The organism is Parasphingorhabdus pacifica (genome assembly GCF_054779195.1).
Genome location: NZ_BAAGYS010000003.1, coordinates 222,685 through 246,935, shown reverse-complemented (window position 1 = coordinate 246,935; position 24,251 = coordinate 222,685). Strand labels below are relative to the sequence as shown.

22 protein-coding genes are annotated in these 24,251 nt (G+C 67.9%); 8 read left to right on the top strand and 14 right to left on the bottom strand.

Annotated features, from left to right (window positions below; all coding sequences use genetic code 11):
• Positions 1 to 1,146 carry an acyl-CoA dehydrogenase family protein gene (locus tag ACYVAN_RS03900; protein ID WP_460955707.1) on the top strand — a complete coding sequence of 382 codons (1,146 nt, stop codon included), beginning with the start codon at positions 1 to 3 and terminating at the stop codon, positions 1,144 to 1,146.
• A gap of 156 nt (positions 1,147 to 1,302) precedes the next feature.
• Here the strand turns inward: ACYVAN_RS03900 and ACYVAN_RS03895 are convergent, their stop codons facing one another.
• The 5 genes from ACYVAN_RS03895 to ACYVAN_RS03875 all read right to left on the bottom strand — a co-directional run bounded on the left by ACYVAN_RS03895 (position 1,303) and on the right by ACYVAN_RS03875 (position 6,709).
• Positions 1,303 to 2,253 (bottom strand): DUF5996 family protein, encoded by a 951-nt coding sequence (locus ACYVAN_RS03895; protein WP_460955705.1) that lies wholly within the window; start codon positions 2,251 to 2,253, stop codon positions 1,303 to 1,305.
• A 49-nt stretch (positions 2,254 to 2,302) separates the two neighbouring features.
• On the bottom strand, positions 2,303 to 2,956 hold the full coding sequence (locus ACYVAN_RS03890; protein WP_460955703.1) for an alpha/beta hydrolase: 654 nt from the start codon (positions 2,954 to 2,956) through the stop codon (positions 2,303 to 2,305).
• On the bottom strand, positions 2,953 to 3,945 hold the full coding sequence (locus tag ACYVAN_RS03885) for a ring-cleaving dioxygenase (RefSeq protein WP_460955701.1): 993 nt from the start codon (positions 3,943 to 3,945) through the stop codon (positions 2,953 to 2,955). Before ACYVAN_RS03885 ends, ACYVAN_RS03890 begins: the two co-directional genes overlap by 4 nt.
• 271 nt (positions 3,946 to 4,216) lie before the next feature.
• Positions 4,217 to 5,101, bottom strand: coding sequence for a diacylglycerol/lipid kinase family protein (locus ACYVAN_RS03880; RefSeq protein WP_460955699.1), 885 nt, complete (start codon positions 5,099 to 5,101; stop codon positions 4,217 to 4,219).
• A 3-nt stretch (positions 5,102 to 5,104) separates the two neighbouring features.
• Positions 5,105 to 6,709, bottom strand: a complete 1,605-nt coding sequence (locus ACYVAN_RS03875) for an FAD-binding oxidoreductase (protein WP_460955698.1) — start codon at positions 6,707 to 6,709, stop codon at positions 5,105 to 5,107.
• Between the two features lie 42 nt (positions 6,710 to 6,751).
• Between ACYVAN_RS03875 and ACYVAN_RS03870 the strand changes: the two genes are divergently transcribed.
• The 3 genes from ACYVAN_RS03870 to ACYVAN_RS03860 all read left to right on the top strand — a co-directional run bounded on the left by ACYVAN_RS03870 (position 6,752) and on the right by ACYVAN_RS03860 (position 10,197).
• The gene (locus ACYVAN_RS03870) at positions 6,752 to 7,408 is read left to right on the top strand and encodes a TetR/AcrR family transcriptional regulator (RefSeq protein ID WP_460955696.1); all 657 of its coding nucleotides are present in this window, start codon (positions 6,752 to 6,754) and stop codon (positions 7,406 to 7,408) included.
• A complete protein-coding gene (locus ACYVAN_RS03865) occupies positions 7,405 to 8,922 on the top strand; it encodes a glycerol-3-phosphate dehydrogenase/oxidase (protein WP_460955694.1) in 1,518 nt (505 codons plus the stop codon). Before ACYVAN_RS03870 ends, ACYVAN_RS03865 begins: the two co-directional genes overlap by 4 nt.
• A 393-nt stretch (positions 8,923 to 9,315) precedes the next feature.
• Positions 9,316 to 10,197 (top strand): YegS/Rv2252/BmrU family lipid kinase, encoded by an 882-nt coding sequence (locus ACYVAN_RS03860; RefSeq protein ID WP_460955691.1) that lies wholly within the window; start codon positions 9,316 to 9,318, stop codon positions 10,195 to 10,197.
• Positions 10,198 to 10,260: 63 nt separating this feature from the next.
• Here ACYVAN_RS03860 and ACYVAN_RS03855 read toward each other — a convergent pair whose 3' ends face one another.
• The 6 genes from ACYVAN_RS03855 to ACYVAN_RS03830 all read right to left on the bottom strand — a co-directional run bounded on the left by ACYVAN_RS03855 (position 10,261) and on the right by ACYVAN_RS03830 (position 17,890).
• Positions 10,261 to 11,688 (bottom strand): rhamnulokinase, encoded by a 1,428-nt coding sequence (locus ACYVAN_RS03855; RefSeq protein WP_460955689.1) that lies wholly within the window; start codon positions 11,686 to 11,688, stop codon positions 10,261 to 10,263.
• 16 nt (positions 11,689 to 11,704) lie between these two features.
• Positions 11,705 to 13,783, bottom strand: a complete 2,079-nt coding sequence (locus tag ACYVAN_RS03850; RefSeq protein ID WP_460955687.1) for a bifunctional aldolase/short-chain dehydrogenase — start codon at positions 13,781 to 13,783, stop codon at positions 11,705 to 11,707.
• Positions 13,783 to 14,952, bottom strand: a complete 1,170-nt coding sequence (gene rhaI / locus ACYVAN_RS03845; RefSeq protein WP_460955685.1) for an L-rhamnose isomerase — start codon at positions 14,950 to 14,952, stop codon at positions 13,783 to 13,785. The genes ACYVAN_RS03850 and rhaI overlap by 1 nt, the downstream gene beginning before the upstream one ends.
• Positions 14,949 to 15,356, bottom strand: a complete 408-nt coding sequence (locus tag ACYVAN_RS03840) for an L-rhamnose mutarotase (RefSeq protein WP_460955683.1) — start codon at positions 15,354 to 15,356, stop codon at positions 14,949 to 14,951. Before ACYVAN_RS03840 ends, rhaI begins: the two co-directional genes overlap by 4 nt.
• Positions 15,353 to 16,597, bottom strand: a complete 1,245-nt coding sequence (locus tag ACYVAN_RS03835) for an MFS transporter (RefSeq protein WP_460955681.1) — start codon at positions 16,595 to 16,597, stop codon at positions 15,353 to 15,355. The genes ACYVAN_RS03840 and ACYVAN_RS03835 overlap by 4 nt, the downstream gene beginning before the upstream one ends.
• 258 nt (positions 16,598 to 16,855) lie before the next feature.
• Positions 16,856 to 17,890: a LacI family DNA-binding transcriptional regulator gene (locus ACYVAN_RS03830; RefSeq protein WP_460955679.1), complete on the bottom strand. Its 1,035-nt coding sequence runs from the start codon at positions 17,888 to 17,890 to the stop codon at positions 16,856 to 16,858.
• Between the two features lie 262 nt (positions 17,891 to 18,152).
• Between ACYVAN_RS03830 and ACYVAN_RS03825 the strand changes: the two genes are divergently transcribed.
• The 4 genes from ACYVAN_RS03825 to ACYVAN_RS03810 all read left to right on the top strand — a co-directional run bounded on the left by ACYVAN_RS03825 (position 18,153) and on the right by ACYVAN_RS03810 (position 22,142).
• Positions 18,153 to 19,334, top strand: a complete 1,182-nt coding sequence (locus ACYVAN_RS03825; protein WP_460955677.1) for an LLM class flavin-dependent oxidoreductase — start codon at positions 18,153 to 18,155, stop codon at positions 19,332 to 19,334.
• A gap of 279 nt (positions 19,335 to 19,613) precedes the next feature.
• Positions 19,614 to 20,213, top strand: a complete 600-nt coding sequence (locus ACYVAN_RS03820; protein WP_460955675.1) for a Chromate resistance protein ChrB — start codon at positions 19,614 to 19,616, stop codon at positions 20,211 to 20,213.
• A 2-nt stretch (positions 20,214 to 20,215) separates the two neighbouring features.
• Complete coding sequence (locus tag ACYVAN_RS03815) at positions 20,216 to 20,671, top strand: YkvA family protein (protein ID WP_460955673.1); 456 nt, start codon at positions 20,216 to 20,218, stop codon at positions 20,669 to 20,671.
• A gap of 367 nt (positions 20,672 to 21,038) precedes the next feature.
• A complete protein-coding gene (locus ACYVAN_RS03810; protein WP_460955671.1) occupies positions 21,039 to 22,142 on the top strand; it encodes a sodium:calcium antiporter in 1,104 nt (367 codons plus the stop codon).
• Here ACYVAN_RS03810 and pqqE read toward each other — a convergent pair.
• The 3 genes from pqqE to pqqC are packed head-to-tail and all read right to left on the bottom strand — an operon-like array spanning position 22,099 to position 24,248.
• Positions 22,099 to 23,271, bottom strand: a complete 1,173-nt coding sequence (gene pqqE, locus ACYVAN_RS03805) for a pyrroloquinoline quinone biosynthesis protein PqqE (RefSeq protein WP_460955669.1) — start codon at positions 23,269 to 23,271, stop codon at positions 22,099 to 22,101. The two genes, ACYVAN_RS03810 and pqqE, sit on opposite strands and share 44 nt — an antisense overlap.
• A complete protein-coding gene (gene pqqD, locus ACYVAN_RS03800; protein WP_460955667.1) occupies positions 23,264 to 23,587 on the bottom strand; it encodes a pyrroloquinoline quinone biosynthesis peptide chaperone PqqD in 324 nt (107 codons plus the stop codon). Before pqqD ends, pqqE begins: the two co-directional genes overlap by 8 nt.
• Positions 23,559 to 24,248, bottom strand: coding sequence for a pyrroloquinoline-quinone synthase PqqC (gene pqqC, locus ACYVAN_RS03795; protein ID WP_460955665.1), 690 nt, complete (start codon positions 24,246 to 24,248; stop codon positions 23,559 to 23,561). Before pqqC ends, pqqD begins: the two co-directional genes overlap by 29 nt.
• Between the last annotated feature and the right edge of the window lie 3 nt (positions 24,249 to 24,251).

The following is a 24,251-nucleotide window of genomic DNA, read 5'->3' as shown; positions in this document are numbered from 1 at the left end:
GTGCCGTTCACCGAGGAACACCACGCGTTCCGCGCGATGGTGCGCGAATTCGTCGAGCGGGAGATCGAGCCGCACATCGACGAGTGGGAGCAAGCCGGCACGTTTCCCGCGCACGAACTCTTCGGCGAACTCGGCAAGCTCGGGATGCTGGGTTTGGAGTACGACCCCGAGTACGGCGGTCAGGGGGCCGACCACCTGTTCACCGTCGTCCTCGGTGAGGAAATCGGCCGAATCGGGTGCGGCGGCGTGCCGATGGCGATCAGCGTTCAGACGGACATGGCCACGCCCGCCCTCCACCGGTTCGGCACGTCTGAGCTGAAGAATCGTTTCCTCGTCCCGGCACTGCGCGGGGAGAGCGTCTGTTCCATCGCCGTCACCGAATCCGATGCGGGCTCCGACGTGGCGGGTATTCGCACCAGGGCCGAACGCGACGGCGACGAGTGGGTGATCAACGGCAGCAAGCTCTACATCACCAACGGTGTCCAGGCGGATTGGATCTGCCTGCTCGCACGTACCTCCGATGAGGGCGGATACCGTGGTATGTCGCAGATCATCGTGGAGACCGACCGTCCCGGTTTCTCGGTCTCCCGCAATCTCGACAAGCTCGGCAACCGGTCCTCGGACACCGCCGAGCTGGTGTTCGAAGATCTACGGGTTCCGGTCGCCAACACGATCGGTGACGTCGGCCGCGGATTCCAGCAGCAGATGACGCAGTTCCAGCACGAGCGGATGATCGCGGCCTACTCCTCGACGGGTTCGATGCAGCGAGCGCTCGAACGGACCAAGGACTACCTGCGCCAGCGGCACGCGTTCGGCAACCCGCTCATCTCCAACCAGTACGTCGCCTTCCGGCTGGCGGAACTGTCCGCTCAGCTCGACCTCGTTCGCCATCACAACTACGCGTGCGCCGAAGCCTTCCTCCGCGGCGAGGACACCGCTCGCTTCGCCACCGTCGCGAAACTGGCCGTTGGGCGACTCTCCCGCGAGATCGCCGACGCGTGCCTGCAATTCCACGGTGGGATGGGATACATGGAAGAGACGTGGACCGCGCGGTACTTCCGGGACGCGCGGCTCACCTCGGTCGGCGGCGGGGCCGACGAGGTGATGCTGCGCGTGCTGTGCCAGTTGGAAGGGATCGATGCCTGACCCGGTTCGGCCGTCGGTTGTCGACCAGGTAATCGGTGCGAGCTCCCGCCTTCAGCCCGGAGTGAGCCGCTCGGAAGTGGTTCCGTCCGGGATACGGAGGAGGTACCGGGACGAAGCTGGTACTCCACGTACTGCGGGATGACCTCGAGGACGGCGTCAGCGGGGGTTGCCCCTTGGTTCGGAACCTGCCTCGACGGAGGGGCGGTCCCAACCGGCGAGGTCGGCGGCGGCCGCGTAGCTGCTCTGCAGAAACTCCAGCAGGGTGCGTTCGGGGTTCGCTGCGGTGCGCACGGCCTCGTAGGGCAGGAGGAACTCGCCCACCTCCGCGTCGTAGTAGGCCGCCTGCGGGGTTACGGGGTAGTCGCGGTAGCCGTCGGGCTCCGGGTAGGCGTAGGAGTAGAATGTGCCCTCTGCCGTGCCGCCGGGCCAGAAGCCGCAGCTGGACAGCTCGTGCGAGTAGCCCTCGATCATGACGTGGTCACCGCAGTTGGGGACACCACCAGGATGGGGCGGTGCGGTGCGGCCGGAGAATCGGGTGGTCGCCAGGTCCATCGCGCCCCAGAAGAAGTGCACCGGGCTGACCTTGCCGATGAATCGGGCCCGGAACTCGGTCATCACCCGGTGAGTAGCCAGGAGCTGGCCCCAGAACCGGTGCACCTGGTCGGGGTCGTAGGAGGCGTGTTCGGTGTCCTCGTCGAACGGGATGGCGCGCTCCACCTCCCGCGGGGCAGTCCAGATCGGGACGTCCAGGTCGAGCGCGCGCAGCGCAGTCATGACGGCCTGGTAAAGGTCGGCGACCGACCGCGGTTCCAGGGCAATTCGCCGACTTTCGCCATTGCTGGATCGGATGTGCAGCTGGTGTTCGCAGAAGTCGAACTCGATGTCGAACAGCCTGCTGGAGTGGGGGATTGACGAGGTGGTCAATCCACGCGGGGTGACGTACAGCGGTACTTGCCACCAGTGGTTGACCTTGGGGGCCTGTGCGAGCCGGATCTTGCCCACGATCTGCGTCCACATGTGCAGCGTGTCGCGAGTGGCGGTCCAATCGTCCACTCGCAAGGCAGGCCAAGCGCCGAGCGTCTCATGGCGCTCCTGGATGTTGGTCATGTGCGGACCTCCGCGGTCGCTCCGAGGGCGTCGGTTTCGCTGTCCGACCTCACGGGAGGAGGCCGGTGCTGGTCGCGGCACGGATCTTCGAGAGCCAGGCGGTGGCTTGGGTCAACGCGCGACGGTCGATGCCGTGTCCACCGGGATGCCGGCTCAGCTCGACGGCCGCGCCGCGCTGGGTCAACAGCTCGGCCAACCGCTCGGCTTGTTCGAGCGGGGCCACCGGATCGGAGCTCCCGGCCGCGATGAAGACCCCGGTTCGGGAGAGGTCGACCATTTCGGGATCTTCCAACGGGAGCATCGGGGCGAACAGGATGGCGGCCCGCAGGAGGTGCGGGTGCCGCAGCAGCAGGGTGGCTGCGATATTGGCTCCGTTGGAGAATCCGACCGCGACCAGCCGGGACGTGGTCAATCCGTAGTGGTCGGTGGCGCTGGTGGTGAAGGCGGCGAGCTCGTCGGCGCGCACGAGGAGGTCATCGGTGTCGAACACACCCTCCGCCAGTCGTCGAAACCAACGGTTCGCCCCCTGCTCGGACACCTTTCCGCGGGGCGAGAGCAGGGCCGCCTTTTCGCCGAGAGCTCGACCGAGATCGAGCAGGTCGGCTTCGCTGCCCCCGGTGCCGTGCAACAACAGCAAACCGAGCGCGCCGGGAGAGTGGGCGGGCTCGAACCGGTGGACGAACGACTCGACATCGATGCTCACGGGGTCCGCCCGCCCCGGACGCCGCTGGTGGTGATCTCCTCATCCGGGCCCGGCACCTTCAGTCCGGGCAGACCTTGCTCTATTTCCGCTCGGGAGGGTTCCAGCCACGGGGGCAGCTTCAGCGAACGTCCCAGCTCCATCAGCGGTTCGTCGGCGGTGAAGCCCGGGGGGTCGGTGGCGATCTCCAGCAGCACCCCGCCGGGTTCGCGGAAGTAGATCGACTGGAAGTACTGGCGGTCCAGGACGGGTGTCACGTTCAGTCCCCGGTCGATGAGGGAGTCGCGCCAGGCGACCTGTTCGGAATCATCGGGGGTGCGCCAAGCGATGTGGTGGACCGTGCCCGCGGCCACCATCCCCTGCGGAGCCTCCGGACTGCAGAGCACGTCCACCAGCGCACCGACGCCACCATCGCCGGTGGCGAACCGGAATCGGGCGGTCGATTCCTCCACGAGCCGAAACCCGAGGGTGTCGGTGAGGAGTGCGGCGGTGTGCTCGTGGCTGACCTCGGTGAGCGACACCGAGTGCAATCCGCGGATGGCGTGCTCGGGTGGGATGGGGCCGTCTTCCCACGGGGGTCGCGGGTCGCTCCCCGCATGCGCGATGAGTTCGAGTACCAGCCCGTCCGGGTCCCGCACCGACAGCGCTTCCTCGTTCCCGCGGGTGGTGATCGCGCCCACGGTCGCTGCGCAGTCGTCCAAATGCCGACGCCACCACCCGAGCGACCCCTCCGGCACGGAGAAGGCCACCGTGGTGGCCTGCCCGGCGCCCCGCCGTCCGCGTGGCGCGCCCGGCCACGGAAAGAACGTGATCAGCGTTCCGGGCTGACCCGATTCGTTGCCGAAGTAGAGGTGGTAGGTGTCCGGGGCGTCGAAGTTGACCGTTCGTTTCACCAGCCGCAAACCGAGCGCCACGCGGTAGAAATCCGCGTTCCCCTGCGGGTCGGTGGCGATCGCCGTCACGTGGTGCAGTCCTGCCGTGGCGCTCGGCATGTTTCGCCCTCCTCACGAGCCTCGATCCCGAACCGCGGGTGTGACGAGTCGGGCCTCCTGCGGGGTCACCGCCACGATGGTCTCCCGTGCCGGACCGCACCGCATCATGGGTGGAGCTCGCACGTTGACCGGGTCCAGAGGCACCGGATGATCGGTTTGGCTGTCGAGGAGTGGTTGCCGGATCCGGGTGTCCGGGTTGCACCACACGAAGAACGGGACCGGGGCACGTGGCCTCCGGCGGCTGCACCACCGGAGAGGTTCGGCGCTACGCCTACTCCCGGGCAGCAGCAGGCGAGATCAGGTTCAGGGAGCAAGCGGAGATCGAGACCGTGACCGGGAGTTCGCACAGGTAGTCGCCGTCGGCGTGCACTGGGATGGGTCGATCCGCATCGATGGTGATTTCCGTGGTCGTCCGCACCTCGACCTCGGCGGAGTCGAGGTGCGCACCGGTCTTGGCCCGGTTCATGAACCGAACGATCTTGTGTCGGGGGCCGTTGCGCACGGTGAGCACATCGAGGGCGCCGCTTTCCAGGCGCGCGGAGGGCACGATGTTGAGTCCGAATCCGTACCGGCCCGAGTTGGCTGCTACGACCTGGTGCAGCCGCCCCGTCGTTGACCACGTGTCGGCGGTCAGCGTGAATTGGGGTGCGTGCCACCGCAGGATCGCCCCGATCGGTGCGAGCCGGTAGACGAGCAACCCGGGCAGCCACCTGTTGTTGTTGATTGCCTCGGTCGCCACGGAATCCAGTCCGACGTAGACGTTGCCGAGCACGATCCGGTCGGCGACCGCGATCACGTCGATGTCTCGCGCAGCGCCGTGCGCGAGCATCGCGGCGAGACCCTCCGCGTCGTCGGGAAGGCCGAGTTTGCGAGCGAAGTCATTGCCTCGACCGGCGGGTACGAGCGCCATGCTCGCCCCCGTGCCGTGGACGCCCGCGGCGACGTCGCGAGCGAGACCGTCGCCACCGACGGCGATGACGGTCTCGCCGCGCCGTGCGCTCTCGGACGCCGCCTCGGTGGCGTGCTGCCTGCTGCGCGTCATCTGCTCGGTGACGTGGAGTCCTCTGTCCGCGAGCCGTCTCGCGATCGGCTGCCAGAGTTTGAGCGCTCGGCCACCACCGGACACGGGATTGATCAGGGCCGTGTGGGTGCTCACGCCTCAGCCGATCAGGATGCCGGGATTGAGGATGCCCGCGGGATCCACACTGGACTTCGTCGACTTGAGCATGTCGATGCCGATCGGCCCGAGTTCGAGGGCGAGGGTCTCGCGGTGATCGGTACCCACCCCGTGGTGGTGCGAGATCGCTGCGTCGTTGTCGCGGATGGCGGTGTTGGCGGCTTCCTTCGCCCGCGCCCACTGCGCGACCGGGTCGCCGAGTTGCTTGGTGACGACGGTGAAGTACAAGGAGGCCCCCGTCTCGTAGACGTGGCTGATGTGGCACATGACCAGGTTGCCGCAGTCCTGTGCGTTCAACGCATCCTGCACGGCCTCGGTGACGGCCGTCTTGAGCGTCTCGACGTTCGACCAGAACGTCGCGGTCTCCAGGGTTTCGACGAGGGAACCCGCGTCGAGCAGGGGATCACGCAGGTACGGTCCGCGGAACCGCCCCTGTCGCCATTTCTCGCCGGGCTCGACGCCCTGGTTCTGACCGCCGTGCTCCAGCAGCCGTCGGGTGGCGGATGAACGGGTCGCCTCGACTTCGTCGGACGTGCCTTCGTAGCCGACGATGAGGAGGCAGCCGCCCGAATCGGTGCCATCGAGCGCCGCGTCGGGGTCGGCGAGGTTGACGGCGGTTTCGACCTCGTCGGACAGTCGTAGGACGGTCGGCCTGGGGCCGTCCTGGACGAGTGCGCGCAGCGCGGTGCACCCCGCGTCGAAGGTGTCGAACTTCCACCCTTCGAAAACCCTGGTCACCGGTTCGGGGCGGATCCGGACCGTGACGGAAGTGATCACGCCGAAGGCGCCCTCCGAGCCGAGGACGAGTTGGCGCAGGTCCGGTCCCGCGGCCGATTTCGGCGCGGTGCCGAGCGTGAGGGTGCCGCGCGGGGTGGCTACGGTGAGGCCGACGACCATCTCGTCGAATCGGCCGTATCCGGCGGAGGACTGCCCGGCGGACCGTGCGGCGGCGTACCCACCGATCGTGGCCATCTCGTACGACTGCGGGAAGTGGCCGAGGGTGTAGCCCTGTTCGGCGAGTAGTCGTTCCGCGGTGACACCGCGGAGTCCGGCTTCCAGCACCGCGGTGCGCGCGGTCTCGTCCATGCTCACGACCCCGTCGAGGCGGCGCATGTCGAGCGCGAGGACCCCGGCGAATCCGGCCCGGACGGGTGCGAGGCCGCCGACGACCGAGGTGCCGCCGGAGTACGGCACGACGGCGACGCGATGCTCGGTGCAGATCTCCAGCACGCGCACCACATCGGCGTGCGATCCCGGGAACAGGACGGCGTCGGGCGCATCGGAGGCGTCTCCTCCGCGAAGCTTGATCAGGTCCGGGGAGGAGAAACCGCGGGTGTGCCGGACCCGGACGTCGTGCTCGGCGTTCACGTGCTCGGCACCGAGTGCGTCGGCGAGTTCCGCGGTGACCTCGGCGGGCAGTGAGGTCTCGGGGACCCTGGCGTTCGCGGGGTCGGCTGCGGGTGCGGGCGGTACAGCGCCCAGTGCGTCCATCGCGTCGCCCGCGGCATCGGGCAGGTGGCCGGGCGTATCGACGTTGCCCCACAAGTAGGGGTGGCGTTCCACGACGGGCAGGTCGTACTCGGTCACGTCTGCTCCTCCATCGGATCAAGTTCTGATACACTTTGACAGATGGTGTCGCAGCGACGCAACGAGTTGGAAGTCGGGAACGAGTCGAGGTTCGAGTCGGACGAGGAACCCGCGCAGGCGGAAACACCCCGGGCTGCCAACTCGATCCCCGAGCAGCGCATTCTCGACGCCGCCTACGACCTCTTGCTGGCGACCGGCATGCGGCGCATGAGCATGGCCGATATCGCTCGCCGCGCCGACATCTCCCGCGCGACCCTCTACCGCCGCTGGCCGAACGTCCGCGCGGTCGTGGCCGCGCTGGTCACCCGTGAGTTCACGACACTCGCGGCGCAGGTCGAGTCGGCGGCGGGTACCGGGCGCGGATCGCTCGTGTCCGCGGTGACCCATGTCGTCGGTGAGCTGCGCGTGCATCCGCTGGTGCGCAAGATCGTCGACGTCGACCCGGAGTTCCTGGTCCCGTACCTGTTCCACCGCACGGGAGCGACCTCCGACGCGCAGCTCGGACTGATAGAGGACGCCATCCGGCAGGGGCAGGAAGACGGCTCGGTCCGTGCCGGAAGCCGCGGCATGCTCGCGCGGGCTGTACTGCTGACCGCGTGGTCGTTCACCCTCAGCGGCCCCGTTTTCGTTCCGGAGCACGCGTTTCCGGAACTGGACGGCGAACTTTCCCTGCTCCTCGAGAGGTACCTGGCACCGTGAACACCTCCCTGAACGCCGCTCGGCGAACCCGTGACCTCGACCAGCTCGACTCCAGGCCCGACCCGGTCGACGTGCTGGTGATCGGCGGCGGTGTCACCGGCACCGGCGTCGCGCTCGATGCCGCCGCGCGTGGACTGTCGGTCGTCCTCGTCGAGAAGCACGACCTCGCGTTCGGTACCAGCCGATGGAGTTCCAAGCTCGTGCACGGCGGCCTGCGATACCTGGCCTCGGGAAAAGTCGGGATCGCCCACGAGAGCGCGGTCGAACGGGGTGTCCTGATCAGCCGCACCGCCCCGCACCTGGTGCGCGGCTTCCCGCAAGTGGTCCCGCTGCACTCCTCGGTCACCACCGCCGACGCGCTGCTCACCAGAGCCGGGATGTTCGCGGGTGACCTGCTGCGCGCCGCCGCGGGCACACCGGCGAGCACACTACCCCGGTCGCGGCGGATCAGCCCGGCAGAGGTCGCGGGCTACGTGCCGACCGTGCGCGTCCAGGGTCTGCGCGGCGGTGTGCTCGGGTGGGACGGACAGCTCAACGACGATGCCCGCCTGGTCACCGGGTTGGCCCGTACCGCGGCGGGATATGGCGCCCGGATCCTCACGAGGACTGCGGCGTCGGAGGTCACGGGCAGCGGCGCGGTCGTCACCGACACGCTGACCGGACGCAGCCTCGACATCAGTGCCCGAACCGTGATCAACGCCGCCGGGGTGTGGGCGGGCGAGGTCGCACCCGATCTCGAACTGCGCCCCTCGCGCGGTACGCATCTCGTGGTCCCGCAGCACGTTCTCGGCGGTTTGTCGTCCGGGCTCATGGTTCCGCTGCCGGAGCAGCTGGGCCGCTACGTCTTCGCGCTCCCCGCGCCGGACAATCGGGTCTACATCGGACTTACCGACGAAGACGCTCCCGGGGCGATTCCGGACGAGCCCAGGCCCTCCGAGTCCGAGATCGACTTTCTGCTCGACACCATCAACCTCGCGCTGGCCACCCGGATTCGGCTGGAAGACGTCCTGGGGTCCTACTCCGGTCTGCGTCCGCTGCTCGACAACGGAACCGGCAGCACCGCCGACATCTCCCGGGAGCACCAAACGATCATCGGGCCGGATGGTCTGTTGACCATCGTCGGTGGCAAGCTCACCACCTACCGACGGATGGCGCAGGACGCACTGGATGTCGCGCTGGAGAGGGCCGGGGTCCGGGCGGGACCGTGCCGGACGCGGCGGCTACCGTTGGTCGGCGCGGCGAGCCCGGCCGGTCTCGACGCGGTGCAGGCGCCGCCACGGCTGCTGCGCCGGTACGGCACCGAAGCAACGCAGGTGCTCGACATGGGGGGTCCCGAACTGCACCGCCCGATCTCGACGGCCACCGAAGTGACGCCTGCGGAGCTGCTGTTCGCGGTACGGCACGAAGGTGCGTTGGACGCCGGTGATCTGTTGGACCGCCGCACCCGGATCGGACTCGATCCTGCCGCACGAGCCACCGCCGAGACGGCCGCTGCCGCAGCGCTGGCGGAGTGACCGACTAAGGAGCGACTCGTCGACGCCCGGAGTGACCGCCTCGACCGGGGCAGTGAAGTACAGGTGTGGGCACCGACACGTCCGTGTTGTGCGAGCCGCGCGCGTGGTATGAACGAGGGAAGGGCGTGCACACTGCGGAGGGCTCGAGTTCACCGAGTGCACGACTGTGCTGAGCACACTGCGCTGAGCACACGACTGCGGCGTGTGGTCGGAACGGCTCGCGTGACGAGTCGGCACCGGTGGCCGACGGGTTCGGAGGCGTGTCGAGCCGCAAAGCGTGTCCTCAGCGGTATCGCCGGATGTGACCGCCTCGTTCGACGAGGACCGCGGACCAGCCGAGGCCCAAGGAGGCAGACCATTCGCGTTGACAAGCCCGCGACCAGTGCGGCTCTGGTGGTAAACGCACATTCGCGCATCGGCGGCAAGGCGTACTCCTACGCCACTGCAAGGCTGCGCGAGCTCGGCGTGCCGCTGGACGCGACGTACCCGCTGAAGGATCCCTCCCGGTTGGTGGAGACCGTCGACTCCGCGTCGAAGGCCGGTCACGACTTGATCATCCTCGGTGGCGGTGACGGCAGCGTCAGCTCGATCGTGGACGTGCTGGCGCACCGCGACCTCCCAATGGGGTTGCTGCCGCTGGGTACCGCCAACGACTTCGCCCGCACCCTGCACATCCCGACCGACCTCGACGCGGCATGCCGAGCCATCGCGCGCGGCCACATCGTCGACGTCGATCTGGGGCTCTGTGGCGACAACTACTACGTCAACCGGGCCTCCGCAGGCATCGGCGCCAGCGTGGCGCAGGCGATGTCCCCACGGCTCAAGCGTCACGTCGGACCGCTCGCCTACCCGGTGGCCACCGCGAAGGCCTTCATCGGCCACCGGCCGTTCTCGAGCCGGCTGCGCTTTCCCGATGGTGACCATCCGCCGCGCGAGTACTCCCGGCTCCTGCAGGTTTCGGTCGCCAACGGGCGCTACTACGGCGGCGGGCAACTCGCCGCCCACGATTCCGGGATCGACGACGACACCCTCGACGTGACGGTGATTCGGCAGGGCGGCATGCGCGACCTCGCCGAGGTGGTCCGCAGCCTCAAGTCGGGGAAGTCGAGCAAGCACATCGAGCACTTCCGCACGCGGAAGGTCGAGGTGGAGACCGAGGGGCACATGCCGATCAATATCGACGGCGAGATCGTGGCCTCCACCCCGCAGCAATTCTCGGTGGCCCGCAACGCCCTCCACGTCGTCGTGCCGGAGACCTGGGTCGACGCCCAATAACCGGACGAGCCAACCGAAGTTCCGGCCGCGTGGTGGTGGAGCCGCGCACTCACAGGCGGCGGCTCAGCCGGTGCGGGACGGGATGTAGGTCCGAAGTTCGCAAGTGCGGCGTACCAGGTCCCGCAGCGATTCGAGGCTCCCGCTGATCAGTCCGAGGGTGCGAGCCTGCACGAGGAGGTTGCCGGTCGCGGTGGCCTCCACCGGGCCGGAGATCACCTTTCGTCCGGTCCGTTCGGCGGTCAGCTGACACAACAGCGCATTCCGGGAGCCGCCACCCACCATGTGCACGGTGGATACCGTTCGGCCGGTGAGCCGCTCCACCTGGTCGATGGAGTCGGAGTACGCCGCCGCGAGACTTTCCAGGATGCAGCGCACGAATTCGCCGCGGGTTTCCGGCAGTGGCCGGTCGTGTTCGGTCAGCCATTCCACGATGCGTGCGGGCATGTCACCTGGTGGCAGGAACCTCGTGTCGGCGGCGTCGAACACCGCGACTCTGCCGGACGGGACTTCGGCGGCTTCGGCCAGCAGCGCCTTCAGGCCGACCGAAGGGTCGGTACCGCTCCAGTGCGCCATCGACTCCGTCAGCAGCCACAGTCCCACGACGTTGTGCAGGTAGCGGATCCGGCCGTCGACTCCTCGTTCGTTGGTGAAGTTCGCGGCCCTGCCCTGCTCGGACAGCACCGGCCGATCAACCTCGACGCCGACCAACGACCAGGTGCCGCAGGAAATGTAGGCGAACGCCTCGTCGACCGCGGGCACGGCCACGACAGCCGAAGCCGTGTCGTGCGATCCCACCGCCGCGACCGGCAGCGGCCGGTGGGCACCGAGTTCGGCCGCCACCTGCGGGGAGACCTCGCCCAGCTGCTCTCCCGGCGAAACCAATCGGGGCAGCAGGCTCGGGGACAAGCCCAGCCGGTCGAGCAGCGCGGTCGACCATTCTCCCGTTCGCACGTCGAGCAAACCTGTCGTGGAGGCATTCGTCCGTTCCGAGATTTGCGTGCCCGTGAACCAGTGGACGAACAGATCGGGAATGAGCAACATCCGGTCGGCGAGCTGGAGGAATCCGGTGTGGCGCTCCGCTGCGAGTTGGAACGTGGTGTTGATCGGCAGGTGCTGCAGGCCATTCATCTCGTACAGCTCCTCCGGCCCCACCACCCGGTGCACGTCCGCGACAGCCGCGGCGTTGCGGTCGTCGCGGTAATGGTGCGGCATGCCCAACACGCGGCCGTCACGCAGCAGCGCGTAGTCGACCCCCCAGGAGTCGATGGCCACACCGGCCAGCCCTCCTTCCGCCCGCAGCGCCCGCGCGAGCCCGGCGCACATCTCGCGGTACAGCTCCAGGACGTCCCAGTGCAGGCCGTCGCGGGTGCGCACCGGCCGGTTCGGGAACCGGTGGAGGGTCCGCATTCGCAGCTCGTCCGGCCCGACGTGGCCGACCACCACCCGTCCGCTGGTGGCACCCAGATCGATCGCGGCTACCGCATCGCTCATGGTCCCGACACCCCTTTCAACGAAGGAACGCGGTGGCGACGCCGGCATCCACCGGAATGTGCAGACCCGTCGTGTGGCTGAGATCCCCGGCGAGCAGCGCGTACACGGCGTTGGCGACGTTCTCCGGCAGGACTTCCCGCTTCAGCAGCGTCCGTTGGGCGTAGAAGGCCCCGAGTTCTTCCTCCGGAACCCCGTACACCTCGGCCCGCTGCGCACCCCAGCCGCCGGCGAAGATGCCGCTCCCGCGCACCACGCCGTCCGGGTTGACGCCGTTGACCCGCACGGCGTGCTCGCCCAGTTCGGCGGCCAAGAGCCGCACCTGGTGCGCCTGATCCGCCTTGGTGGCCGAGTAGGCGATGTTGTTCGGCCCGGCGACCACCCCGTTCTTCGAAGCGATGTAAACGATGTCGCCGCCGAGTTCCTGGTCGATGAAGACCTTGGCGGCCGTGCGGCTGACCAGGAAAGACCCCTTGGCCATCACGTCGTGCTGCAGGTCCCAGTCAACTGAGGTGGTTTCCAGCAGCGGTTTCGACAGCGACAGCCCGGCGTTGTTGACCACCACGTCGAGTCCGCCGAACGCGAGGAGAGCAGCGTCGACTGCGGCGGCGACGTCGTCCTCGTCGGTCACGTCGGCGCGCACGCCCACGGCCACGTCGGGCGAACCCAACTCGGCCGCGGCTTCCTGCGCCTTGTGCTGGTCCAGGTCCGCGAGCACCACGTTGGCTCCCTCACGGGCCAGCCGGGCCGCCGTGGCCTTGCCGATGCCGGAAGCGGCTCCGGTGACCAGGGCGACCTCGGTCGCCAGTGGTTTGGGCGTGGGTCGTCGCCGCAGCTTTGCTTCTTCCAGGGCCCAGTACTCGATGCGGAACTTCTCGTGTTCGTCGATGGGGGAGTAGCGGGAGAGGGCCTCGGCGCCGCGCATCACGTTGATCGCGTTGACGTAGAACTCCCCGGCGACGCGGGCGGTCTGCTTGTCCCCGCCGTAGCTGAACATGCCCACGCCCGGGATCAGCACGATCGCCGGATCGGCGCCGCGCATCGACGGCGAGTCCGAGGTGGCGTGGCGGTGGTAGTAGGCGGCGTACTCGTCCCGGTACTGCTCGTGCAGCTGCTTGAGCCGTTCGACCGTTTCTTCGATCGAAGCGGTGTTCGGCAGGTCGAGCACGAGCGGCTTGACCTTGGTGCGTAGGAAGTGGTCGGGACAGCTGGTGCCGAGCTGGGCCAGCCTGGCGTGCTCGGAGCAGGCCAGGAAGTCCAGCACCTCGGCGCTGTCGGTGAAGTGCCCGATCTGGCGCTTATCGGTGCTCACCAGGCCGCGCAGCACCGGCGCGAGCGCGGCCGCCTTCTTCCGCCGCTGCTCTTCCGGCAACGGTTCGTACCCGTCGAGGACCGCTCCGAAGGGGTCGGGCTTGCCGTACTCGGCGATGTGCTCGGCAGCGGTGTCGATGATCCACAGCGAGTTGCGTTCGCACTCCTCGCTCGTCTCACCCCAAGCAGTGATCCCGTGTCCGCCGAGGATGGTGCCGATGGATTCCGGGTGCCGACGCTTGATCTCGGCGATGTCCTGGCCGAGTTGCCAGCCGGGGCGGCGCCAAGGGATCCACACCACCTTTTCGCCGAAGATCTCGTGGGTCAGTTCCGGACCGTCGGCGGCGGTGGCGATGGCGATTCCGCTGTCCGGGTGAAGGTGGTCGACGTGGTCGGCTTCCACGAGCCCGTGCATCGCGGTGTCGATGGATGGTGCGGCTCCGCCTTTGCCGTGCAAGGTGTAGTCGAACGCCGCCACCATCTCGTCCTCACGGTCCACGCCCGGGTACACATCGGACAGTGCGCGCAGCCGGTCCAGGCGGAGCACGGCGAGCCCCTGCTCGGTGAGCGTGCCCAGATCACCGCCCGATCCCTTCACCCACAACAGGTCAATCGGTTCGCCGTTGACGGGATCGGTGTCCTGGCCCTTGGCCGAGGCGTTGCCGCCCGCGTAGTTGGTGTTCTTCGGGTCGGCGCCCAGCCGGTTGCTCCGGGCGATCAGTTCCTGCTTGACGGTACTGGCCTTCGGGTTGGTCAAGGCTGTTTCCTCTCCTGCGCGATTGGTCATCAGGCTCCCCACCCGGCCTGCACACCACCGACGCGCTGTGTGGCGAGATGCTGTTGGTGACCGGATTCGGCGTAGGCGCGCATCGGATCGGCCGGCAACCCGCGTGCTGCCCGCCATTCCGCGAGATCCGGCCGCACGTCGGTCTGGAAGGCGTCCATCAGCACGTCATTCGCGCCGAGCACGTCGTGCTCGGACTGCGCCTCGGCGAGTGCCGCGCGGTCGACGAGCAGCGCGCGGGCGGTCATCTCCTGCACGTTGAGCACCGACCGGATTTGTCCGGGGATCTTCTCCTCGACGTTGTGGCACTGGTCGAGCATGAATCGAACCGGCGACCCTTCGTCGAGCCCGCCTCCGGCCACGACTTCGTGCAGGATCCGGAACAACTGGAACGGATCGGCAGCACCGACGATCAGGTCATCGTCGGCGTAGAAGCGCGAGTTGAAGTCGAACGAGCCGAGTTTTCCCAACCGCAGCAATTGCATGACGATGAACTCGATGTTGGTCCCAGGCGCGTGATGCCCGGTGTCCAGACAGGTGTACGCCCGGTCGCCGAGTGCGCTGACCTGGACGAAGGAGGTTCCCCAGTCAGGTACGTCGGTGTGGTAGAAGGCGGGTTCGAAGAACTTGTACTCGAGCACGAGCCGTTGGTGCTCGTCCAACCCGTCGTAGATCGTGGCCAGTGATTCGGAGAGCCGGTCCTGACGGGCGCGCAGCGAATCTTGGCCGGGGTAGTTGGTGCCGTCGGCCAACCAGATCTTGAGGTCGGTCGAGCCGGTGGCGCGCATGATGTCGATGCACCTGAAGTGGTGGTCGATGGCTTTGCGCCGCACTGCCGCATCGGAGTGGGTGAGGCTGCCGAACTTGTAGTCCTCGTCTTGGAATGTGTTGGAGTTGATCGTGCCCAGTTCCACTCCGAGGTCTTCGGCATGGGACTTGAGCGCGGCGAAATCGTCGACCACGTCCCACGGGATGTGCAGTGCCACCTGCGGCGCCAGGCCGGTGAGTTCGTGCACCTTGGCGGCGTCGGCGAGCTTCTCGTACGGCGTGCGCGGGGTTCCCGGCATGCTGAAGACCTTGAATCGGGTCCCCGAGTTGCCGAATGCCCAGCTGGGCAGCTCGATGGACTGGCGAGCGAGTGTCTCGGTGATCTCGCCGAAGCGCATGGTCATGCAAGTTCTCCTTCGTTCGGGCGCTGCTGGTCGACTGCGGGAGTTCCGGCCACGTCCGGGCCGGATTCGTCGATCTCGGCGAGCTGGTCGGCGAGGTGGAAGACCTCTTCGAGGACCGTGGCGGCCTGGTCCGCGCGCCCACTTCGGCCGACGAAGAGGTCGGCCATGTGCTCCTCCCAGGACGAGGCCACCCGTGATGCCGCGAGGTGCGCGTCCGAGTCGGCGATGGAACCCGTCTCGTAGTAGCCGATCAACAGCCCGTCGGGGCGGAGGAACAACGAGTAGTTGTGCCGTCCCGAGGCTTCGAGCTCACGCAGCATTTCGGGCCACACGGCGGCGTGGCGGCGCCGGTACTCGTCGAGGCGGTCGGGATCGACCTGCAACTGGAAGCACACGCGGGTCATGAGGTCACCACCGCGTCGTCCGCGGTCGTGGTGGTTCCGTAGCGCTCCTGCTCGATCTGCTGCAGGCTCTTGCCCTGGGTGCGGGGTGTCCAAACCGTGCCGATGAGCAGGGATGCGGCCAACAGGCCGAGGATGAGCAGGCCGAGTCCTTCCAGGCCGATCTGCGCCAGCAGCACCGGAAACCAGACGCTGAGCAGCCCGACGAGGACTCTGGCAGCCAGGAACAACACGCCCTGAGCGCTGGCGCGGTATCCGGTCGCGAACAGCTCGCTGGTCCACAGCCCGTAGAAGGCCTGCGCGCCGACGCCCATGGACACGCCCCAGCCGATCGCGAAGAACAGCATGGTGGCGGTGCTCGGCGGGGCGTAAATCAGCGCGCCCCAGGCCACGAATCCGAGCGCGGCGCCCGCGCAGTACAACCAACGGCGGCTCACCCGATCGGCGAGCAGCATGAACCCGAGGAACGTGGCGGCGCTGGTGCAGCCCCACATGAGAACCTGCAGCAGGTACTGCTCGGTCACCGACGTGATCCCCGCCGCTTCGTACACCCGCGGCTGGAAGATCCCGGACTGTCCGGCCACGGTGTTCCACAGGGCGTAGACGCCGAACAGGAACAGCAGTGCGGTGAGGTTGGCCTTCTTCGTGAACAGGCCGCGCAGGCTGCCGAGGAAGGAGGGGCGGTTGCCCGAGGTGTTGTTCCGGTTGCGCCAGATCTCGGATTCGGGCAAGCCTCGCCGAACCCACCAGGTCACGGCGGCGACGACGAACAGATGCGCGAAGATGAGTCGGCTGCCGAGTAGACCGAGCGGGGCGACGACGACCGCGAGCAAGTAGCCGAGCATCGGCCCGATCGACCAGGCCAGCTGGGCGGTGCCGACGTGCGCCGCCCGTTGATGTGGCGGAGCTTCCTCGGCGATGTAGGTCCACGACGCGGTCACGCCGGCGCCGACGGCGATGCCGGTCAGCACGAAGGCGGTCAGCAGCATCCCGTAGGACGTGGCGAGGACCGCCAGCAGCACGCCCAGCATGTACAGCAGCAGGTCGTAGGTGTATATGAACTTTCTGCCGTAGCGGTCGCACAGCGGACCGCCGATGGCCGCGCCCGCCGCGGCACCGAAAGCGTTGGCGCTCAGCGAGGCGAGCAGCCCGACCGCCAGGTTGTCCAGACCGAACTTCGCCTGCCACAGGCTGAGGCTCGTGGCGATCGCGATGATCGAACCTGCTTCGATGTAGTTCGACATGGCCACGGCAATGGTCGCCCGCCACCCTGTCGTTGGCTTGCTTCCTAACCGGACCCCCATGGGTCCTCCCGTCCATCGGCGTTGATGTCGCAGGCTCCGAGGGCGGTGCCACGGAGGTTTGAATCGTTTTAAGCGAGGAAGCTCACACGGTAGGGACTCGATGCCCGGGAAACAAGACCTCCCCGCCGACCGGTTTCGAGCGCGCGGTCCCGAACGGGTCGCGCCGGGGAGCGGGAACGGGGAGTCGAGGAAGGGCCGTCAGCGATTCGCGAGGCTCGACCGGCGCACCACCAGCTCGGGCTGGAAAACCACGTTCTGATGCGCGTGCTCGGGGGCGCCGTCGATCTCGGCGAGCAGTAGCTCGGTGGCTGTTTCCCCCATCTGGTGTGCGGGCTGGCGGACCGAGGTGAGCGGGACGGCCGCTGCCGAGGCGAAGTCGATGTCGTCGTAGCCCACGATCGAAAGGTCGTCCGGCACGGAGACGCCGGCGGTGACCATCGTTTGCAGAACGCCGAGGGCGAGAAGGTCGTTCGCGCAGAACACCGCAGACGGGCGGTCGCTCAGGCCGAGCAGCCGGGAACCTGCGTCCCGTCCGGCCTCGACATCCAACCCGGGAGCCGCCAACAGGGTGATCGCCTCACGCGGGATTCCCGCTTCGTCGCAGGCGTTCCACGCACCCTGGCGGCGGTCGCGGCACTGCGCCAGCGTCATCGAGCCGGTGACGTGGGCGATGTGCCGGTGACCCCGTTCCAGCAGGTGGCCCGCCGCCAGCTCACCGCCTGCGACGTCGTCGACCGAGATGGAACAGGCTTCATCCTCCTCGGCTACGCGATCGACGTAGACGTACGGGATGCCGTGGCGCCGAAGCTGACGAAGGTGATGGCCGGAGGTGTCGGTCGGCGTGACGAGAACGCCGCGCACGCGCTGCTCGGCGAACAGGGACAGGTACAGCTCCTCGGCGCTCGAATCCTGGGAGCTGTCGCAGAGCATCACGCCGAGTCCGACGGCTCGGGCGGCCTGCTCGGCACCATGTGCCAGTCCCACGAAGAATGGGTTGCGCATGTCCAGCACGAGCAGCCCAAGGATGCGGCTCCGTCCGGCGCGCAACTGGCGGGCGGATTCGCTACGCACGTAGCCGAGGCTTTCGATCGCGTCCACCACGCGGGAGCGGGTGGCGGGGGAGAGCAGCTCCGGGCGATTCAGCGCATTGGACACCGTCGCATTCGAGACGCCCGCCTGGCGCGCGACGTCTTTGATGCTGACGACACCGTTACCGGTTTCGGTTCCTGACACCCGGACCTCCGCCCGCACCTGGAGATAGCATCCGATCTTACCGCACAGTGTAACGATTCAATCGACTGCAGGATGATTCGATGCGGGCACTGTGCGCGGGGTGTCGGTCGTGGTCGGCCGGTTCCACGGAAAACGCGCTTCGCGCCGAGTTCGGCGGCGGGGAACACGTGCTCCGGTTGTCAAGATATTGAACAACCCGGCAGGTGTGGTGCAGATTACGTGTGGTCCCGCGCGGTGACCTTGGTCGAGCAAGGAGACGACAATGAGCGGCTTGCGGTTCGGTACGTTCCTGGCTCCTTTCCATCCTGCCGGCGAGAACCCGACGCTGGCTTTGCAGCGTGATCTGAAACTGGTCGAGTACCTCGACGAACTCGGTTACGACGAAGCGTGGATCGGCGAGCATCATTCGGCGGGTAGCGAGATCATCGCGTCGCCGGAGATCTTCATGGCCGCTGCCGCGGAGCGCACGAAGACCATCAAGCTCGGTACCGGCGTGACCTCGGTGAGCTACCACAACCCGCTGTGGGTGGCGGATCGGATGGTACTGCTCGATCACCTGACGCGCGGGCGGACGATGCTGGGTGTGGGGCCTGGATCACTGCCCACCGACTCCTCGATGATCGGGCTCGACCCGACCGACACGCGCGAGCTGCTCGATATCAACCTCGACATCATCATGCGCCTGCTGGCCGGTGAATCGGTCACCGCTCAGACCAAGACGCACAAGCTGATCGACGCGCAGCTGCAACTTCGTCCCTACAGTGACCCGTGCTTCGATGTCGCCGTCGCCGCGGTCGCCTCACCGACGGGGCCGCGGCTGGCCGGGCAGCACGGGGCCGGGCTGCTGTCGATCGGTGCCACGCTCACCAAGGACGGCTTCGACGCACTCGGACACCATTGGAACGTCGTCGAAGAACGGGCGGTGCACTTCGGTCGGCCGGTTCCGGACCGCTCGAGTTGGCGGCTGGTCGGGCTGATGCACATCGCCGAAACCCGCGAACAGGCCTACCGCGACGTCGAATACGGAATCGAGCAATGGTTCCGCTACTTCCAGAAGGTGGCGGCGTTCCCGCAGATGGCGGTCGAGGGCGGCGACGTACGGGAGATGGTCGATTTCATCAACGAGGCGGGTGTCGGTGCGATCGGCACTCCTGATGATGCCCGCGCTCAGGTTGAGCGCCTGCGCGAGCAATCCGGCGGCTTCGGAGCCATGCTGCTGCTCAGCCACGAGTGGGCGAATCCCGAGGCCACGCGCCGGTCCTACGAGCTGATCGCCCAACACGTCATGCCGCATTTCCAGGGCTCGGTCCGAACGCATGCGGAGTCGACCCGCAACGCCAAGCAACGCGCTGCCGAGACCCGAGGTGAACACGTGGAATCCCAATGGAGCGCGGTCAGCCGCATGTCGGAGAAGTACGCCGAGGAGGTCCGCCAGAAGGGCTGATGCCGTTCGAGGTCGTCGCCGTTGCCGATGCCGAGTGATCCGCGGCGCGCACGTCCCGGGTGCCGTCCGGGAGCCGGGGATAGGTCGGTGGCCGGGCCGGACCGACGGGAAGAAACCCTGAACGTCCGGTCTTGGATGTGCCCGTGCGGTGCGTACGGTCGGCGCGCCTGTCTGGCGTCGGTCGCACGCGCCGCGACGAGCGAGCCCATCTCGATCAACTGCCGAGCATCCGCCTACCCAGCGATGTGGTTCGCGTTGTTACGCCTGTAACATCGGGGAGTGTCGGATGTATCGGAAGATCGATTTTGGCTGCTCGTGGTGGTTTCCACCGCAGGGGCCCAGGCATCGTTGCGGATGCACGTATGGCGGCGGCTGAAGGAGCTCGGGGCGCTGCCGGTGCATCAGGGTGTCTCGATGCTTCCCGCGACGTCGCAGACGCGAAAATCGATCGCCCGACTCCTGGAGCGCGTCGCCAGGGACGGTGGTGAGGGCCGATGCATGCGAATTCAGCTCGTGGACGAGTCCGAGCACGAAACGGCGGTGGAACGGTCCCGGGCGGCGCGGGACGAGGAGTACGCGGAGGTGCTCGAACGGCTGCCGGAGCTGTTCGCCGAGCTGGAGGCCGAGACCGCTCGCGGGCGAATGACCTTCGCCGAACTGGAGGAGTCCGAGGCGGACATGGAGCGCTTCCGCCGCTGGGTCACGCGTATCGAGACCCGCGACTACTTCGACGGCCACCAGCGTGCCGCGGTCGCCGCCGAGATGGAGCGCGCCGCGCGGGCGCTCGCCGAGTTCGAAGCAGCCGCCCTGGATGCCGACACGGCGGCGGGTGAGCCCGGCCCGGCGGACTCGCCCGCCCGGTTGCGGGAGGTCGAGTAGCCGTGCTGGAAGCACTGATCGCGGCAGGGATCGGCCTGTTCGTGTTGTGGCTCGCACTGATCGTGGTGCTGTTGATCGTGCGTCCGCGCGGCTCACTGCTGTGGGACGCGATCCGACTGGCCCCGGACATGGTTCGGCTGCTCACGCGGCTGGGTCGGGACCGCACGTTGCCGCGCGCCGCGCGCGTGTGGCTCGGCCTGCTGTTGGTCTACCTGGCCGTGCCGATCGACCTGGTGCCCGATTTCATCCCGGTGCTGGGCTACGCCGACGACGCCATCATCGTCGCCGCGGTGCTGCGCATGGTCGTCCGGCAGGCCGGGCTGGAGCCCGTCGCCCGACACTGGCCGGGTACACAACTCGGGCTGACCGTGGTCCAGCGGGTCTGCGGTCTCACCACCACGGCCGATCACCCCAGCGGCGAAGGTCCACGGTCCGGCGAATCAGAGCCGCTCCGGTAGGCCCCGGAGGTTTCTCGGCGTGCTCGCGCGCTCGGAGCCCGGGATTCGCCGGAAACTCGGCGGTCCTTGCGAAGATTCCGTAGTTTCACCCGGTTGTCGGCACTCCCCGGGGCCCGGCGGGCTGGCCCGCAACGGACATCAACACCACAATCGTTCCTGACGCAGCTTGACTGGGGGATTCCGACAGCGAGGGTCCGATGGGAACCCTCGGCCACGACCTGGCGGGCCCTCCGCACAGCGAGCGTCCCCGCCGCCAACCCGGCGAGCGAGGATCGGCCCGATCCGTCACGAGACCAGCGAAGCTGCACCGCGGGATCATTCCATGCATAAGTTTCGGGTCGCTCGGGTGGAGGGAGAAGGCGCTGGTATGGATTCGATACTCATCTTCATCTCCGGAGCTGTCCTGCTGATATACAGCGCCGAGAAACTGATCGGTTACCTCGTCGGGGCCGCGAGCGGGCTCAAGGTCTCCGTGTTCCTGCTCGCCATCGTGTTCACGGGGATCGAGTTCGACGACATCTTCCTCGGTGTCGCGCTCAACCTGGAAGAACTCGACGGGGTCGCGCTCGGCATCGTGTTCGGCACCGCGCTCTCGCTGCCCGGGATCGTGCTCGCGCTCGCGGCGATCCTCACACCCACCGCGATCAGGATTCCGCGCGACTACGTCGCCGTCTTCGCCTTCGCACCGTTCGTGATGATCGCGTTCACCCTGATGGCGCCGCTCACGATTGTGGACGGCATGCTGCTCCTCGGGGTGTTCGTACTGTTCCTCGGCTACGTCGCCGTCCGCGAGTCGAAGGGGGAGACCCCGGTTTTCCGAGACGCCGAGATGTACGAGGCGTACGCCGCCGTCCGAGAGGCCGGGAACGGGCGGACGGCGCTTCGGCCACCGGGTACCCGCTCGCGAGCGGATGAACAGGACGGGTCCGGAGAGCTGCCGGGTTGGGGGTCGGCGAAGCGCCTCTCCGAACAGGTGCCGTTCGCCGAAGCCCGCCGAGGTTCCGGCTGGATCGGACTCGGGCTGGCGATGCTGGCGGTCGCCGGTCTCGTCATCGGTGCCGCGACCACGGGCATCGGGACTGCGGGAATCCTGGAGAGCCACGGAATCGAAGGCACTCTGTTCGGCGCGACCATCGCGACTCTGGTGCTGACCATCGAGGACGTCTTCCTGACCGTGGAACCCGCCCGTCGGGGTGCACCGGAGATCGGAATCGGAAACGTCATCGGCAGCGTCGTCTTCTCGGTGACCGGGAAACTGGGGATCATCCTGCTGGCGGGCGGTCTCGTCGTCGGGCCGAACGTGCTCAGCTGGCATCTGCCCGCGCTCATCGTTTTGACCGGGCTCGCGGCCATGTTCCTACTCACGGGGCGGCTGAAGCGCTGGCACGGCTTCGCGCTGCTGAGCCTCTACATCGTCTACTGGATCGTCAGCTTCCTCGTGTTCGGGGCTGTTCCGGTCGAGGTTGACTGACGGGGCGGGCCCCGCGCGGGCGCTGCCCCGCCGACCGTCCCGGATGCGGCCGGGGCACCAGTTCCGCGTCATCGGAATCGGTCGACTCGTTGGCTGCTCGCACCACGTCGGCGACGAGGTGATGGTCGGGTGCCAGGTGGCAGACCGGGTCGGTCCGAGCCACATCGCCGGTGAGCTGGAAAGCTTGGCAGCGGCACCCACCGAAGTCGATCTCGCGGCGTGGGCAGCTCGAGCACGGCTCGGGCATCCAGGACGTTCCGCGGAATCGTTGGAACAAGGGCGATTCGGTCCAGATCCAGGCCAACGACGCCTCGCGAACGTTCGCGCGCGGTAGCGGCAGTTTGTGCGCGGCCGGGCAGGGCAGTGCGTCACCGTTGGGGACAACGGTGAGCTGTTGCCGTCCCCAGCCGCCCATGCAGGGTTTCGGGTACTGGCTGTAGTAGTCGGGGAGGACGTAGATGATCTCCATCCGTCCCGCCAGCCGCTCCCGCTCGGCGCGCACGACCGGCTCCGCCCGCTCCAGCTGCGATCTGCTGGGCAGGAGCGCATCGCGGTTGCGCCACGCCCACCCGTAGTACTGCGTGTTGGCCAGCTCGACGCGGTCGGCGTCCAACTCCTCGGCGAGGTGCAGGATCTCGCCGATCCGGTCGATGTTGTGCCGGTGGAGGACGACGTTCACGGTCAGCGGCCAGCCCAGCCCTTTGACCAGGCGAGCCGCGGCGATCTTGCGTTCGAAGGAGGCGGTACCCGCGATGCGATCGGAATCAGCGGGTTCGTCGGCCTGGATGCTGATCTGCACGTGGTCGAGGCCGGCGGCTTTGAGCTGCTCCGCGCGGCGCGCCGAGAGGCCGAGCGCGCTCGTGATGAGGTTCGTGTACAGACCCAGCTCATTGGCGCTGCGCACGATATCCACCACGTCGTGGCGCTGGAGCGGTTCACCGCCGGAGAGGTGGAGCTGTAGGACACCGAGGTCGCGGGCCTCGGTCAGCACCCGCTGCCACTGTTCCGTGGTCAGCTCGTCGCGATAGTCGGCGAGGTTCAGCGGGTTGGAGCAGTACGGGCAGTGCAGCGGGCACGCGTAGGTGAGCTCGGCCAGCAATCCGAACGGGGGCGGCGTCGAGCTAGTCATTTTCGACCTCCAGGCATCGGTGGGCGACTAGACGAGCGAGGAAACGCGCCACCTCGTCGCCGGCGACGCGGTCGTACCGGCCGCGCAGCTCCGCCACGATTTCGGCGAGCGTGCGTCGGCCGTCGCAGAGCCCCACGATGGCGGCGCCAGTCGGGTTCAGGACGGATACCGCCTCCGGCCCCAGCAGCACGTGCCGCCCGCGCACCCGGTCGAAGATCAGGCGTACGTGCGGTACCAGCTTCGGGCGGCCCGATAGGGGAATCGCGTCCGTCGCGGTCTCGGCGCGGTCAGCTCGCGTACGCCTGGTCGATGGCATCGAGAACACTCCAGAGGACATCGCATTTGAACGACAGGGCCGCCACGGCGCGCTCCTGCTCGTCGGCTGACCGGCAGTATCCGGTCACCAACTCGAGCGCGTGTTCGGAGTCGTGGGGGGCCTGAGCCAGGCGGGCCCGAAAGTAGGCGAGACCATCGTCGTCGATCCACGGGTAGAAGCGCTCGAACGCGACGAGCCGCTCGGCCATCAGGTCGGGGGCGAAGAGCTCGGTCAGCGAGGACGCCACGGCCTCGGTCCACGGCCGGGCGCGGGCGAAGTTGACGTACGCGTCGACGGCGAACCGAACGCCCGGGACCAGATGATGTTCCTCGCGGACTTCCTCGCGGCTGAGTCCGACCGCTTCGGCCAACCGCAACCACGCGTCTATGCCCCCTTCCGCACCCACCGCGCCATCGTGGTCGACGATGCGCCGGATCCAGCGCCGACGTACGTCACGCTCGGGGCAGTTGGCGAGAATCGCCGCGTCTTTGCGGGGGATGTTCGCCTGGTAGTAGAAGCGGTTGGCCACCCAGCCCCGGATTTGACGGCGGCTCAGGCGTCCCGCGTTCATCTCGACGTGGAACGGGTGCTGGTCGTGGTAGCTCTGCGACTGAGCGCGCAGCGCGGCGACGAACCCGTCGGTATCGGAGAGCGTTGTCACGGC

What these genes read in the sequence shown, in the direction of transcription:
- ACYVAN_RS03895 (WP_460955705.1), bottom strand. Translation starts at nt 2,253, where the DNA reads ATGACCAACATCCAGGAGCGCCATGAGACGCTCGGCGCTTGGCCTGCC.
- ACYVAN_RS03885 (WP_460955701.1), bottom strand. Translation starts at nt 3,945, where the DNA reads ATGCCGAGCGCCACGGCAGGACTGCACCACGTGACGGCGATCGCCACC.
- ACYVAN_RS03870 (WP_460955696.1), top strand. Translation starts at nt 6,752, where the DNA reads ATGGTGTCGCAGCGACGCAACGAGTTGGAAGTCGGGAACGAGTCGAGG.
- ACYVAN_RS03855 (WP_460955689.1), bottom strand. Translation starts at nt 11,688, where the DNA reads ATGAGCGATGCGGTAGCCGCGATCGATCTGGGTGCCACCAGCGGACGG.
- ACYVAN_RS03850 (WP_460955687.1), bottom strand. Translation starts at nt 13,783, where the DNA reads ATGACCAATCGCGCAGGAGAGGAAACAGCCTTGACCAACCCGAAGGCC.
- rhaI (WP_460955685.1), bottom strand. Translation starts at nt 14,952, where the DNA reads ATGACCATGCGCTTCGGCGAGATCACCGAGACACTCGCTCGCCAGTCC.
- ACYVAN_RS03840 (WP_460955683.1), bottom strand. Translation starts at nt 15,356, where the DNA reads ATGACCCGCGTGTGCTTCCAGTTGCAGGTCGATCCCGACCGCCTCGAC.
- ACYVAN_RS03835 (WP_460955681.1), bottom strand. Translation starts at nt 16,597, where the DNA reads ATGTCGAACTACATCGAAGCAGGTTCGATCATCGCGATCGCCACGAGC.
- ACYVAN_RS03825 (WP_460955677.1), top strand. Translation starts at nt 18,153, where the DNA reads ATGAGCGGCTTGCGGTTCGGTACGTTCCTGGCTCCTTTCCATCCTGCC.
- ACYVAN_RS03810 (WP_460955671.1), top strand. Translation starts at nt 21,039, where the DNA reads ATGGATTCGATACTCATCTTCATCTCCGGAGCTGTCCTGCTGATATAC.
- pqqE (WP_460955669.1), bottom strand. Translation starts at nt 23,271, where the DNA reads ATGACTAGCTCGACGCCGCCCCCGTTCGGATTGCTGGCCGAGCTCACC.
- pqqD (WP_460955667.1), bottom strand. Translation starts at nt 23,587, where the DNA reads ATGCCATCGACCAGGCGTACGCGAGCTGACCGCGCCGAGACCGCGACG.